This window comes from Dokdonella sp., from assembly GCF_035511235.1.
In the GTDB taxonomy this organism is placed as follows: domain Bacteria; phylum Pseudomonadota; class Gammaproteobacteria; order Xanthomonadales; family Rhodanobacteraceae; genus Dokdonella.
The window spans coordinates 112,507-126,111 of sequence record NZ_DATKFQ010000033.1; the positions used below are offsets into that span (position 1 = coordinate 112,507).

The window sequence follows — 13,605 nt, forward strand, 5'->3', positions numbered from 1 at the left end:
CCGATCGGCAGACGCCATCGCATCAGCGCGCCAGCGGTGCCAGCCAGGGCGCGCCGCCGTCGACGATGCGCAACCGGGCCGGCGCTTCGTCGCGGCCGTGGAACACCGGCACCACCGCGGCTTCGAGCGGGGCCACGCCGACGTAGCCGCGCTCGATACCGGTCGCGGCCTGCCAGCCGGTCACGATCGCCGCCGACGGATCGGTGATCACCTGCCAGGCGCCGCGCGAGGTTCGACCCTGCGCGTCGCGGACGACGACGCGCAACAGCATCCGCGCATCCAGACGCAGCAGGTCGAGCGCGAACAGCGCGTCGCCGGCAGCCGTCTCGGCGGTCGCGATGCGCACCGGCTGCGCGCCGAGTCGCGCGAGCGCGCCGGCATCGATCCGCCAGGCCGCGCCGACGTAGCCGGACGCATCCGGCGCAGCGAAGGCCTCGATCACCTCGGTCTGCTCGAAGTCGTCGCGGAACAGCACGATCAGCGTCGCGCTGTCGCTGGCGCTGTCATTGGCCAGGTTCGGATCGGTCACGCCGCCGGAGACGGCCACGCCGACGCCGTTGACGATCGGCTCGTCGTCGCCGCCGGCCTGCACGGTCGCCGAATAGACGTAGTGGATCTCGCCGCCGGCCGGCAGCGTCACCACGTCGCTCAGCACCTCGCCGCTGCCGTCGGCGCAGCTCGCGCCGTTGCTCGCGCTGCAGATCCAGACGCCGTCGGTCAGCACCGCCGGCAGCACGTCGGTCACCGTCGCGGTCGCGGCGGCGGGGCCTGCGTTGCGGACCGTGATGCGGTAGTCGAGCGTATCGCCGGCCTGCACGAAGTCGCGATCATCGGTGATCGTCACCGACAGATCGGCCTGCGCCGGTACGCTGACGACGGTGGTCGTGGTCGCGCTGTCGTTGCCGCCGGCCGGATCGGCGGTCGCCGAGGCGACGGTCGCGGTATTGGACAGCGTCGTGCCGCCGGCATCGGATGCCACCTCGACGACCAGCGTGAAGACCGCCGTGCCGACCGCGAACGTCGCAGCCTGGCAGCCGACGCTGCCGCCCTGGCCGATTGCCGGCGTCGTGCAGGCCCAGCCGCTCGGCGCACTCAGCGAGACGAAGCGCGTCGCGGCCGGCAGCGTGTCGCCCAGCGTCGCCGTGGCGGCCGCGGCCGGGCCGGCATTGGCGACCGTGATGGTGTAGGTCAGCATGCCGCCGGCCTCGACCGGATCGGGGGCATCGGTCAGCGTCACCGACAGGTCGGCCTGCGGCGCCGACACCGTCGTCGTCGCGGTCGCGCTCTGGTTGCCGGGAACCGGATCGCTCGTCGCCGCGGCCGCCGTCGCGGTGTTGGCGATGCTGCCGCTGGCGTCGGCCGCGACCGCGGTGACCAGCGTGAACTCGGCCGTGCCGACCGCCATCGAGGCGCGCTGGCAGCTGACCATGCCGCCCTGCCCGACCGCGGGCGTCGTGCAGCTCCAGCCGCTCGGCGCGCTCAGCGAGGTGAAGCGCAGTGCCGCCGGCAGCGTATCGCTGAGCACCACCGTGGCGGCCGCGCTCGGACCGAGATTGCTCAGCGTGAGCGTGTAGGTCAGCGCATCGCCGGCCGCGACCAGGTCGGGGCTGCCGCTCATCGCGACGGCCAGATCGGCCGAGGCCGCGACCGTGACGCCGGCGCTCGCGCTGTTGTTGCCGGTCGCCGGGTCGGCGCTCGCCGAGCTCACGGTCGCGGTTGCCGCGAGCGAGCTGCCGGCAGGCCGATCCGCATCGACCATCGCACTGATCGTGAACGCCGCAGTGCCGGGCGCGAACGAGTCCTGCTGGCAGCTGACGCTGCCGGCCGCACCGACGGCCGGTGACGTGCACGACCAGCCGGCGGCCGCGGTCAGCGCGGCGAACGTGGTGCCGGCCGGCAGCGGCAATGCGAGGGAGACCGTGCCGGCCGCCGCCGGGCCGAGGTTCTCGACGGTAACCGCATAGCTCAACGCGGTGCCGGCGACGACCGGATCCGGCGCGGCCTGCAGCGCGATCGACAGATCGGCCTCGGCGGTCCCGGCGAACAGGCCGACCACGACCGGGTCGTGATCGGAGACGCGGTAGGGGCTGGCCGGCTCGAACAGCGAGCGCGGCGGCGTCAGCGCCGAGCCGTTCGGCTTCTCGTCGTAGTCGGGCTCGCCGACGTCGCGGATCTCGTCGTTGTAGTCGAACAGCGGTACCTCGTCGGCATTGATGTGCCAGACCGCGACGCCGGCGACCTGGTCGTCGAGGCTCGCGTTGGCCAGCGCGTAGTCCAGATGGCCGAGCTGGCCGTCGAACAGGTACGAGTACGCCGCCGGGCCGAGGCGGTCGGCGATCAGGTCGACGTAGCCGCCGCCGGCCAGCGTCGTCATCGGCGTCTCGCGCGCGTAGGAATTGAAATCGCCGAGCAGCAGCACGTCCGGATCGCCGGCGGCCGGGATCACGGTGCCGTTGATCCAGCTCAGCAGGCGGCTGGCCTGCTGGTTGCGGCGGCTCGCGAAACACGACTGGCCGTCGCCCGAGTCGGCATCGGCGCCGCTCGCGCCCGAGCAGCCCTTGGACTTGAAGTGGTTCGCGACCACCGTGAAGCGCTCACCGAACGCCGGGTTGGCGGCGTCGACCACGTCGAAGGTCTGCGCGGTCGGCGGCCGGTTGTGGATCGCGTTGAGGTCGGCCATCGCGGCGCCGACCGGCGCCAGCACGCCGGAGCGGTAGATCAGCGCGACGCGGATCGCGTCGCTGCCGAGCGCGCCGCCGGTGTTGGCGAACGCATACGGATGGCTGCCGCCGCAGCGCGCATTGACGGCACCGAGCAGATCGTTCACCGCGGCCGAGCTCGGATGGTTCTCGATCTCGACCAGGCCGACCACGTCGGCGTCCAGACCGCATACGACCAGGGCCGTGCGCTCGCGCTGGCGTGCCAGCTCGGCGGCGCTGTCGGCGCCGCGGCAGTCGAGCGTGCCGGACGGGCCGCAGGATCCGGACGAGCTGCTCGAGCTGGTGTCGATCGTCGAGAAGTAGTTCAGCACGTTGAAACCGGCGGCCTTGATCGCGCCGGGCACGGCCGGGGCGGTGGCCGGCCGCGGATTGGCGACCGTGAACGTCGCCGGACGGGCCAGGGTCGGCCGGATGCGCCAGGCGTCGGTGCCGGTGAAGCCGGCGTAGGACCAGTGCAGCACGCCGGTCAGGTTCTGCACCTGGTCGCCGCCGCGGAAAAAGTCCATGCCCTGGGTGCCGATGCCGAAGCCGCCGTTGGCCCGCGGGTGGAACACGAACTGCTGGCCGTCCGGCATCGTCAGCGAGACGTTCTCGGTGTCGTTGTCGTCGTCGAGAATCACGCGGCGGCGCGCCAGCTCGGCCTGATAGGCGGCGTAGCCGGCGGCGCTCGGCGCGTTGTCCTCGGTGAACTGGCGCGGACGCTCGCCCGGGTACAGCGTGATCTGTCCGAAGCGATGCAGCTGGAAGTATTCGGACACGATCAGCGGATCGACATAGGTCACCAGCATGCCTTCGCGCGCCTCGTGGAACGCGTCGACGTCGCCGCTGACCGGCAGCACGATCGGCGCCGGCGTGATCTCGTCGAGGTGGTTGCCGGTCGAGGCCACGACCACCGCAGCGGCGGTCGTCGCATTGAGCTGGGTCATGCCGAAGTACTCGGACACCGTTCCCGATATGCGCACGCGCTGGCCCTCGGCGACCGCGACCGGGCAGCTGCCGCAGTAGACGAAGATGCCTTCGGACGTGGCCGGATTGCTGTCGGCGTCGGCATCCTCCTCCTGCACGAAGAAGCCGGACAGGCGCGTGCCGCCCTGATGACTCGCGGTCACGACGCCTTCCACCGACACCGTGACGCCGGCGCCGATCGGCGTCGACGCGCCGCTGCCCTGCAGCTGATGGATGCGGTGCGAGGCCGGCGGCGCGTCGTCGTTGCGAATCGTGCCGACGCCCTCGGCGACGACGGCGATCGCGCCGGTGACGTTGGACACGCGCACGTAGAAGCTCTCGTCGGGCTCCACCGCGGTGTCGCCGTTGACGGTGACCGCGAACGCATACTGGTCGCTGCCGGCGGGGATGGTCTGGCCGCTCAGTGCGCGCGCGACATAGTCCGACGGCGCGATCGCGCTGCCGTCGGCGGTCGCGATGTCGAACGTCACGCCGCCGGACGGTGCCGGTTCGGACAGGCTGACCGTGAACGTGAAGGTCCGGTTGCCGCCGTCGCCTTCGTTTTCGCCGACGTCGTCCACGCGCAGCAGCACGCCTGCGTCGTCGTTGACGATCAGGCCGATGCCGGTGTCGTTGGCGACGGTCGCGCCGACGAGATTGGATACGCGCAGCAGGAAGACCTCGTCATCCTCGGGCAGCGCGTCGCCGTTGACGAGCACGGTGACCGTGGTGCCGTCGCTGCCGGGCGGAATCGTCACGCCGGTCAGTGCCAGCGCCGCGTAGTCCGACGGCGCGGTCGCGGTGTCATCGACGGTCGCGATGTCGAAATGGACGCCGCCGGCCGGTGCCGGCTCGGACAGGCCGATCGCGAACGTGAAGGCCGTCGTGCCCGAGTCGCCCTCGGCCAGCGTGACGTCGCCGACGCTGAGCTCGGGACCGGCCGCTTCGCCGCGCGCGGTCACCGAGACCTCGTCGATCGCCAGACCGTGGTCGGCGCCGGTGTGGTCCGGATCGGACCAGCGCAGCATGAGCTCGCCGCCCGGCGGCACGCTGAGCCCGGTGATCGTGAACGATCGGTCCGTGCGATTGGCGGCGAGATTGCCGTTCAGCGCCGCGGCCGAGCCGGTCGTGACCGGACCGGTGAAATCGAGCGAGGGCACGGCGACGCCGGGCTGCTGGAACTCGGCCAGCGAGCCGGTCACGGCCGGTGCGCCGATCAGGTACGAGAACGTGATCGTCTGCGTCGCCGCCGACCCGGTCGCGCCGCCGTTGCGCCACTGCTCGCCGGTGTAGGCCACGTCGAGTGCGGTGATTGTGGTGCCGGTCGCGTTCTGCAACCGCAGGCCCCAGAACAGGCTGCCGACCGCGGCGTTGCCGGAGCCGATCGACCCGAGCGCGCGATCGCTGCTGCCGCTGGCACCGTAGCTGTAGAGATTGCCGGCGTTGCTGGCGCCGGTGTCGGCGGCGATCGTCGCGCCCGAACCGGTGCGCGCATGAAACCAGCCCGGCACGGTCGAATTGTTGACCCATGCGGCCGATCCGGACGCCGGCAGCGTGTCGAAGGACTGCGTATACGGCTGGTCGAGCGCGGTCAGCGCGACCTGCGCCGCGGCGGGCGCGGTCGCGCAGGCGAGCGCGGCGAGCGCGAAGGCCACCGATAGCCGACGTCGAACGTCGCCGGGAGCCGCGCCACGGCGCGGCGGACGAGCACAAGCGGACGATGCCACGGATGTCTCCTTGGAAGGCGATGGATGCAAGGTCTTGAACGATTCCCCGGTGCGCGCGGCGGCTGCGCGAGGGCGCGGCCGCGCGCCGATCTGCGATGGGCGATCGACAGGGCCGGCATGCTGCGCGGCCGATGCGACATCGGTATGACGAGGGCGCCCTCCTCATACCGTGACGTCGCTGGCAGCGGCCGCACGACGATCACCGACGCTCCGGTCCGATCGCGCGAGTCCCGGCCGACGGCTTGGGCATCGGGCGCCCGGTGCCGCAGCCGAGGACATCGCCGACCAGGGGCTGACCGGTTCCGAACCGACACGATTGGTCTGAATGTGCCGCCGCCGAGCGACGTAGTCTTCCTCGATGCGCTCGACGAACGCGGAGGATCGCCGCCGGATCGCGGCGGCGATGCGGGCTTGCACGATCCGGTCACGAAAATTGTGTGCGAGCCGTCGCGCATTGGCGGCTCGCAATGCCGATCGCGTACCGGTTGGCAGACTGCAACCCGAGCATGGCACCGCGATTGCTTCGCATGGGCCATGGCCTCGCTCGCCACTTCCGTCAGCACGCCGCTCTCGCCCGGCTCGTCCTGCCGTGCGCACGCGCAGGTCCGATGCATCGGCGAGAGCCGCGCGAAAGCGGCTGCGCCCGCCGTCGGCGACCGCGCCGTCCGCAGCGACGCCGCAACCGCCTGCTGCATCCACGCGTCGAGCCGCCGCCGGCGGCTGCGCATCGACATCGCTATCGCTATCAGCCGCTGCGGGGACGACGAGGCACCGTCCGCAGCTGCCCGTTCGCGTCGCCTCGCCCGTTTCCCAAGGAGAACTCCGTGGCCAACATCAACGAAAGCCTTGCCAAACTGCTTGAAGTCGACGGCGCCGTGTGCGGCGCGGTCGTGGATGCCAGCAGCGGCATGATGCTCGGCAAGATCGGCACCGGCATGGACCTCGATCTCGCCGCGGCCGGCAATACCGAGGTGATGCGCGCCAAGCTCAAGACGATGAAGTCGCTCGGCCTCAACGACGCGATCGAGGACATCCTGATCACGCTCGGCAAGCAGTACCACATCATCCGCCCGGTGGTCAGCAAGCCGGGACTCTTCATCTACCTGGTACTCGACAAGGCCCGCTCGAATCTCGCGCTGGCACGCCGCGCGACGCAGGAAGCCGAGCAGGAACTGCAGCTCTGACCGCTGCCGCATCCGATGCCGCCGTCGCGACCACGCATCGCGCCGGCGGCATCGGCGCGGATCGGTTCCGGCGCCGCTTCCGCCTCAGGCCAGGCGCGATTTCGGATCCGGCCCCCGCGCATCCGGAGCGTCGTCGGGCGGCACCGTCACGAACACCCAGAACGGCACGCCGCGTGCGGTCCAGTCCATCGCGGCACTCTCGAGCACGTCGAGCAGCATGTCCCAGATCCGGCCGACACGTCGCGGCGCGTCGCCGCGGACGAACAGCGCGTAGCCGGAGGCCGGCAGCCACGACAGATCGCGCAGGCTGTCCTCGAGCGCGTCCCAGTTGTGCCCGAAGGTATCCGGAAAATCCATGACGGCGGCGATGCGCTCGAGCCAGGCCGCCTTGCCGACGCAGCCGCGCAGATCGATGCGGCGGACCTCGAACGCCGCGGCGCGCGCCGCGCGCATCAGTGCATCGGCCTCGTCCTCGGCGATCAGATGCAGGCCGGCGCGGGCCAGATCGCTCAGGTTTTCGCGCGTCGTGCTCATCGCGGCATCTCCCAGCGCCGGAACGAGGCGTAGTGATCGTCGGTGTAGTAGTAGACCTCGGGCGGCTGGCCGCCGGTGACGATGCGCCGCGCGCCGCGATGGTCGAGCCCGGGCGTCTCGACCGTGTATTCGCGGTAATAGCCGCGCGGCCGGTTCGGCAGACGCTGCTCGCGATTGCCGAACACGCCGCCGTCCTGCCGGTGCGGAAACGGCCCGCCGCGCGCGATCAGGCGCAGCGTCTCGTGCGCCTCGGGCGGCAGGAAGGCCGGCAGACCGGCCGCGGGCGCCGCCGTGAGCGCAGCATCCGCCGTGGCCGGCGGCGCCGTCGACGGCGCCCGCTGCCACCAGGCCGACGCCGCGAGCAGCGCCAGCACCACCATGATCGCCCAAGAAGAACGCTTGATCGGCGTCGCCATGTCCCTATCGCTCCGGCGGATGACACCGCCATTGTGCCCTGTGGCCGCGCCCGACGCGCGTGACGGCGTATCGGGATTTTCGGCGACGGCAAGGCGTACCACGCGGAGGGAGGCCATGCCGTCTCACGATCGCGCGCGGACTCTACATCGATCGCATCGCGCACGGCCGCCGCCGCCGCCGCCGGACGATCTGCTCGCCGCGCGAGGCACTGGACGCTTTCGAGGCGCTCGGAACCCAGCCATCGATACCGGCACGTCGAATCGGTACCCGACGCCGGGCGCGAGGGCCTGCGCCGGCGGCGCCCGGTCGCATCGCCCGGCGAAGGCAGGCCGCGCAAAACGGACTACCACACGCCTGAACGCAGCGAGCGCCGGTGCGGGCGCTTCGTTCAGCCGGCGCTCGGGCACGATTGGGCACAACGGAACCCTCGCTCGTTTCGCCGTGGAGGCCGCTCATGAACCTGCCGATCGCAATCCCGATACGCCTGGCGCTGGCGGCGGCCGTGGCCGCGCTGGCGGTAGGCTGCACCCAGGGCCCGGCTTCGCCGCCGGCGGGCACGGCCGGTGCCGACCCGTCTGCACCCGCCGCCGTCGCGGACGGCCGCGACGAGGCCTCCGGTTATGCGCGCGTGATCAGCGTGACGCCGGTCAAGCGCCGCATCGACCACGCGCGCGAGGTCTGCGAGGACCGCGCGGTCACGCATCGCGTCAAGCCGAAGGACGAGGATCGCATCGCCGGCACCGTCATCGGCGGCCTGGTCGGCGGCGTGGCCGGCAACCAGATCGGCGATGGCCGCGGCCGCGATGCGGCGACCGTCGCCGGCGTCGTCGGCGGCGCGATCGCCGGGCGCAAGATCCAGGAGCACAACCAGAAGCGCAATACGGTCACGCAGGTCGAGAACGTCTGCCGCACCGTCAACGAGCCGACCGAGGAGGTCTATGCCTACGACGTCCGCTACGAGTACGCCGGCAATGTACTGAATGCGCGGCTCGACCACGATCCCGGCGACCGCATCGCCTTGCCGGTGCGCGGCATGGTCGAGTAGGACTGCCCCCGCTCGCCCCACCCGAGCCGCCGGCCCCGCGCCGGCGGCTTTTCTTATGTCGGCCTTACCCGGACCCGAATGCGGGCCTGGCAGCCGGCGGCTTTCGCGGCAGCGGCTGCTCGGAGCACGACGCGCGGACCCGATCGGCGGTCGTCCCGCACGAGAGTCCGGATAAAGAAAAACCCCGGGCGCGAACGCCCGGGGTTCTTGGTGCGCCGGGATCGAGCCCCGGCGCGATCGCAGCGGCGGGCAAGCCCGCCGGCGGGATCAGTCCACCTGGACCTGGTCGGCCTGCATGCCCTTCTGGCCCTGCACGGCGACGAACGTCACGCGCTGGCCTTCCTGCAGCGACTTGAAGCCGCTGCCCTGGATCGAACGGAAATGCACGAACAGATCCGGGCCGCTTTCCGGCGTGATGAAGCCGAAGCCCTTGGCGTCGTTGAACCACTTGACGGTACCGTTCTGGCGGTTGCTCATGAGACTACTCCTGACAAACTCGATGATGGGTGAAATGGAACGCGACCGGCGGAGAAAGCCGCGGGTCGGTACTGAGTCGCCAAGGAGTACGCGAGAGGGGACGAAGAGCGGATCGAACGATCAACCACATCGGGCCACGATTCACAGTGACCCTCGAGAACACAGTGGCGCGCACTCTACAGGGGTTTTCGCGACAAAGCGAGCGCCGTGTGGAAACGGGGTGCCTTCGACGCCCGGGCGGTGCCAGAATCGGCTGCGCCCCGCCGGCGGGGCCGTAAGGGGAAAGACCACATGGCGACATCCGCAGCCGCCTCGCCGCGGCGCGTGCTCTTCGCGAGCCTGATCGGCACCACGATCGAGTTCTTCGATTTCTACATCTACGCCACCGCGGCCGTGCTGGTGTTTCCGCAGCTGTTCTTCCCGGCCGCCGACCCGGCCTCGGCGACGCTGCAGTCGCTGGCGACGTTCGCGCTGGCGTTCTTCGCGCGGCCGGTCGGCTCGGCGCTGTTCGGTCATTTCGGCGACCGCATCGGCCGCAAGGCGACCCTGGTCGCCGCGCTGCTGACGATGGGCGGTTCGACCGTGCTGATCGGCCTGCTGCCGACCTATGCCTCGATCGGCGTGCTGGCGCCGGCCCTGCTCGCGCTGTGCCGGTTCGGCCAGGGCCTCGGGCTCGGCGGCGAATGGGGCGGCGCGGTACTGCTGGCGACCGAGAACGCGCCGCCCGGCAAGCGCGCCTGGTACGGCATGTTTCCGCAGCTCGGCGCGCCGATCGGCTTTCTCTGCTCGACCGGCGTGTTTCTGCTGCTCAGCGAATGCCTCGACGAGGCGCAGTTCCTGGCCTGGGGCTGGCGCATCCCGTTCCTGGCCAGCGCGCTGCTGGTGCTGGTCGGTCTGTACGTGCGGCTGCGGCTGACCGAGACGCCGGCGTTCCAGCGCGCGATCGCCAACGAGGAGCGCGTGCGCCTGCCGATGGCGACGGTGCTGACGCAGCATCCGCTGGCGCTGCTGCTCGGCACGTTCGCGGCCACCGCCACCTTCGTGCTGTTCTATCTGATGACCGTGTTCGCGCTGAGCTGGGGCACCTCGGCCCTCGGCTATTCGCGCGAGACCTTCCTGGTGCTGCAGATGACGGGCGTGCTGTTCTTCGCGGCGACGATTCCGCTGTCGGCGCGGATCGCCGACCGGCGCGGGCGGCGCTCCGTGCTGATCGGCGCGACGATCGCGATCGGCCTGTACGGGCTGGCGTTCGCGCCGCTGTTCGGCGCCGGCAGCGCGGCCGGCACGTTCGCGTTCCTCGCGCTCGGCCTGGCCCTGATGGGGCTGACCTACGGGCCGCTCGGCACCGCGCTGGCCGAGCTGTTCCCGACCGCCGTGCGCTATACCGGCGCCTCGCTGACGTTCAACCTCGCCGGCATCGTCGGCGCGTCGCTGGCGCCGTATGCGGCGACCTGGCTCGCCAGCCGCTACGGCCTGGCCTGGGTCGGCTACTACCTCTCGGCGGCGGCCGCCGTCTCGCTGGTAGCGCTGCTGCTGATCCGGCCGCGTGCCGGCGAGGCGGCGTGAACGCGATCCGCGCCGGCCGCCGTCTGCTGCTGCGCGGCGGCCTGCACGCCGTGCTGATCGCGGCGAGCGCGTTCCTGTCGACGTCCGCGACGGCGACCGATACCACGGCCTGGTCGGTCCGCGACTTCGACCATGCCCGGCTCGGCCGCATCCAGATGCGCATGCCGCCGGCCTGGCTCGCCTTCGAGCGGCAGGACGGCGCCGGCACGACCTTCGTCCGCGTGGCGCCGCCGCAGAACCGGTTCGGCCTCGAGATCCAGATCGGCACGCACGCGGCGCTGAAGCTCGATGCGCTGGACGATGCCGGCCTGCCCGGCCATCTGATCGCGAGCCTGTCCGGCCTGCTGCCGCGGTTTCTCGAAGACGCGGTCGTGCCGCTGCGCTTCGGCCCCGATGCGCGCGGCGTCTACGCGCGCCTGACCGATCGCCATCCGCGCGCCGGCGAGTTCCTGTTCCTGACGCGCGGCCTGCGCCTGGACGGCGAGGCAGGGATCGTCTTCACGCTCTACGCGAGCGATCACGACGCCAGCGTGCTGTCCGACGTGCTCGCGGTGGTCGCCGGTATCACGATCGCGCCGCCCCGGTAGCGGCGCCAGCGGCGGCCTGCGCTCAGCGCGCGGCCATCAGCTCGGCGTACAGCGCGAGAAACGGCCCGGCCGCATGCGCCAGCGTGAAGCGCTCGCGCCAGCGCGCGCGACCGGCTTCGCCGAGCGCGCGGCGCCGCGCCGGATCCGCAGCGAGGGCGGCGATCGCGGCGGCCAGCGCCGCGGCGTCGCCCGGCGGCACCAGCACGCCGGCATCGGCTCCGACCACGCTCGAAATACCCGAGCCGGCCACGTCGCTGGCGATCACCGCACGGCCGGCGCGCATCGCCTCCAGCAGCACCACGCCGAACGCCTCGCCGCGATCGAGCGAGGGCAGCACGACCAGATCGGCCGCCGCATATGCCGCGGCCAGCGTCGCATCGTCGACGGCACCGGCGAAGCGCACGCGATCGGCGAGGCCGAGGCGCGCGGCCAGGGCCCGCAGGCGCGGCGCCTCCTCGCCGTCGCCGATCAACAGCAGCCGTGCGCCGGCGCAGCGCGCGAGCGCCTCGAGCAGCACGTCGAAACCCTTGTAGGCGCTGAGCCGGCCGACCGCGAGCAGACGCAGGCCGACGCCGCCCGGCCAGTCCGGCGGCGCGGCCGGCACGGCGGGCGCCTCGCCGATGCCGAGCGGGATCGCGCGCGTCTTGGCGCGCCACGGCGCCAGCGCGCGGCTGGCCGCGGCGTAGGCTTCCGACGTCGTCACGATCGCGGCCGCGCGCGCCAGCAGCGCCTGCTCGAACGGCCGATAGACGCGATAGGCCGCACGCAGCCGCCAGTCCGGCGTGTCGGTCGGCACCTCGGCATGCCAGTGCGCGACCCACGGCAGGCGCCGTGCGGACGGCAGCGTCAGCGCCCAGAACGCCGACGGATTGGGCAGATGCAGATGCAGGACGTCGGGCCGGAACCGGTCGATCAGGCGCGCCAGATGCAGCGCGAACGCCGGACTCAGCGGCGTGTACAGCGGCGCCGCGACGCAGCCGGCACGCACCACTTCGACCCTGCCGATGTGTTCGGCGGATGCGCGCACGACGCCGGCCGGCTGGTGTACCAGGGCGGCCGCGGCATGGCCGTGTGCGACCGCCCATTCGGCCAGATCCTGGGTACAGCGTTCGATGCCGCCGCGCTGCGGCGCGTAGTACTTGCCGACGTGCAGGATGCGCACCGGCCGGGCCTCAGCGGTCCGCCGCGGCGGCGCAGCGGCCGCTCATTCGTCGTCGGAGACGAGTTCGGCGTCCGGATCGCCTTCCGGCAGCCGGTAGCCGACGCGGTCCAGTTCGCGTTCGAGGATCGCCAGCTTCTGCGTCAGCCGGCGCAACTGCCGTTCCTGGCGCGAGCGTTCGATGTCGAGCTTGAGCAGCCGCAGCAACACGAACGACAGACCGATGATGATCGGCAGCACCGGCGCATAGCTGATGCCGGTGGCGCGGCCGAGCCAGCCGACCAGGGCCGGGAACAGGCCGAGCACCAGGGTCGCGACCGCGACGCCGAGCCACCAGACTGCGTACGGACCGTGCAGATGGTCGCGGCGGACCAGATAGAGGATCGCGACGGCCAGGCCGATGCCGATGATCGCCGCGGTCAGCTGCGCGTTCATCGGCGCGCCTCGCCGGCGACCGGTGCGCGGCGGCCGGCATCGAGCCGGGCCAGGCACAGCACGGTCGTGTTGATCATGTAGCGCAGCACGACCCACCACGAGGCGAACACGCGCGAATGGCCGTTGCTGCGCGCGCGCATCGGCGTAGGCACCTCGGCGATCGTGCGGCCTTCGCGCGCCAGCAGCATCAGCACGCCGACGTCCTGGAAATCGAGCAGGCTGGCCTCGGGCGAGGCCAGCCGCACCAGTGCGCGGCGGTTGTACAGCCGCAGGCCCGAGGTGAAATCCGACAGGCGCAGGCCGGTCAGCACGCGCAGGTAGTGCCAGGCGATGCGCTTGGGACCGCTGAGGCGTTCGATGCAGGTGCCGATCACGACGTCCGCGCCGCTGCGCGCCTGTTCCTCGAACAGCGTCGGCAGCGACGAGGGCAGGTGCTGGCCGTCGGCGTCCAGCGTCACGACGCCGCCGTAGCCCTGTCGCACCGCGTAGCGGATGCCGGTCTGCGTCGCGCCCCAGGCACCCAGGCCGAGCGGCAGCACCAGCACCTCGGCGCCGGCGGCCCGCGCCACCTCGGCGGTGCCGTCGTCGCCGGCGTCGTCGACCACGAGCACGTCGCAGCCGAGCGCCTCGCGCACGCCGCGCACCACCTCGCCGACCGTGGCCGCCTCGTTGCGGGCAGGCATCACGGCCAGGCAATCGCGAGGATTCAAGGGGGGGCGCATCGGAATCGGGGCGGGCCCGGCCAGAAGGGATCGCGATTCTCGGCAGTCGCGCGAGCCGCTGTCAACCTGGACGCCGATGCGAAAACC

11 protein-coding genes are annotated in these 13,605 nt (G+C 71.9%); 4 read left to right on the forward strand and 7 right to left on the reverse strand.

The window, feature by feature from the left end:
• Positions 1-22: 22 nt before the first annotated feature.
• Positions 23-5,320, reverse strand: a complete 5,298-nt coding sequence (locus VMR06_RS13580) for an ExeM/NucH family extracellular endonuclease (RefSeq protein ID WP_325377153.1) — start codon at positions 5,318-5,320, stop codon at positions 23-25.
• 896 nt (positions 5,321-6,216) lie between these two features.
• Here VMR06_RS13580 and VMR06_RS13585 point away from each other — a divergent pair.
• Positions 6,217-6,576, forward strand: a complete 360-nt coding sequence (locus VMR06_RS13585; protein ID WP_414648140.1) for a hypothetical protein — start codon at positions 6,217-6,219, stop codon at positions 6,574-6,576.
• 84 nt (positions 6,577-6,660) lie between these two features.
• Here the strand turns inward: VMR06_RS13585 and VMR06_RS13590 are convergent, their stop codons facing one another.
• Both VMR06_RS13590 and VMR06_RS13595 read right to left on the reverse strand, forming a co-directional pair.
• Positions 6,661-7,110 (reverse strand): barstar family protein, encoded by a 450-nt coding sequence (locus tag VMR06_RS13590; RefSeq protein WP_325377155.1) that lies wholly within the window; start codon positions 7,108-7,110, stop codon positions 6,661-6,663.
• On the reverse strand, positions 7,107-7,526 hold the full coding sequence (locus VMR06_RS13595) for a ribonuclease (RefSeq protein WP_325377157.1): 420 nt from the start codon (positions 7,524-7,526) through the stop codon (positions 7,107-7,109). Before VMR06_RS13595 ends, VMR06_RS13590 begins: the two co-directional genes overlap by 4 nt.
• A gap of 455 nt (positions 7,527-7,981) precedes the next feature.
• Between VMR06_RS13595 and VMR06_RS13600 the strand changes: the two genes are divergently transcribed.
• Positions 7,982-8,572: a glycine zipper 2TM domain-containing protein gene (locus VMR06_RS13600; protein WP_325377159.1), complete on the forward strand. Its 591-nt coding sequence runs from the start codon at positions 7,982-7,984 to the stop codon at positions 8,570-8,572.
• Positions 8,573-8,839: 267 nt separating this feature from the next.
• Here the strand turns inward: VMR06_RS13600 and VMR06_RS13605 are convergent, their stop codons facing one another.
• Positions 8,840-9,049: a cold-shock protein gene (locus VMR06_RS13605; protein ID WP_325377161.1), complete on the reverse strand. Its 210-nt coding sequence runs from the start codon at positions 9,047-9,049 to the stop codon at positions 8,840-8,842.
• A 291-nt stretch (positions 9,050-9,340) separates the two neighbouring features.
• Between VMR06_RS13605 and VMR06_RS13610 the strand changes: the two genes are divergently transcribed.
• Together VMR06_RS13610 and VMR06_RS13615 are read left to right on the forward strand one after the other, a co-directional pair.
• Positions 9,341-10,615 (forward strand): MFS transporter, encoded by a 1,275-nt coding sequence (locus tag VMR06_RS13610; RefSeq protein ID WP_325377163.1) that lies wholly within the window; start codon positions 9,341-9,343, stop codon positions 10,613-10,615.
• Positions 10,612-11,202 carry a hypothetical protein gene (locus VMR06_RS13615; RefSeq protein ID WP_325377165.1) on the forward strand — a complete coding sequence of 197 codons (591 nt, stop codon included), beginning with the start codon at positions 10,612-10,614 and terminating at the stop codon, positions 11,200-11,202. Before VMR06_RS13610 ends, VMR06_RS13615 begins: the two co-directional genes overlap by 4 nt.
• A gap of 22 nt (positions 11,203-11,224) precedes the next feature.
• Here the strand turns inward: VMR06_RS13615 and VMR06_RS13620 are convergent, their stop codons facing one another.
• Genes VMR06_RS13620 through VMR06_RS13630 form a run of 3 tightly spaced genes read right to left on the reverse strand, consistent with a single transcriptional unit; the run spans position 11,225 to position 13,506 of the window.
• Positions 11,225-12,364 (reverse strand): glycosyltransferase, encoded by a 1,140-nt coding sequence (locus VMR06_RS13620; protein ID WP_325377166.1) that lies wholly within the window; start codon positions 12,362-12,364, stop codon positions 11,225-11,227.
• A gap of 42 nt (positions 12,365-12,406) precedes the next feature.
• Complete coding sequence (locus VMR06_RS13625; RefSeq protein ID WP_325377168.1) at positions 12,407-12,796, reverse strand: DUF2304 domain-containing protein; 390 nt, start codon at positions 12,794-12,796, stop codon at positions 12,407-12,409.
• On the reverse strand, positions 12,793-13,506 hold the full coding sequence (locus VMR06_RS13630) for a glycosyltransferase family 2 protein (RefSeq protein ID WP_325377170.1): 714 nt from the start codon (positions 13,504-13,506) through the stop codon (positions 12,793-12,795). The genes VMR06_RS13625 and VMR06_RS13630 overlap by 4 nt, the downstream gene beginning before the upstream one ends.
• Positions 13,507-13,605 lie beyond the last annotated feature (99 nt).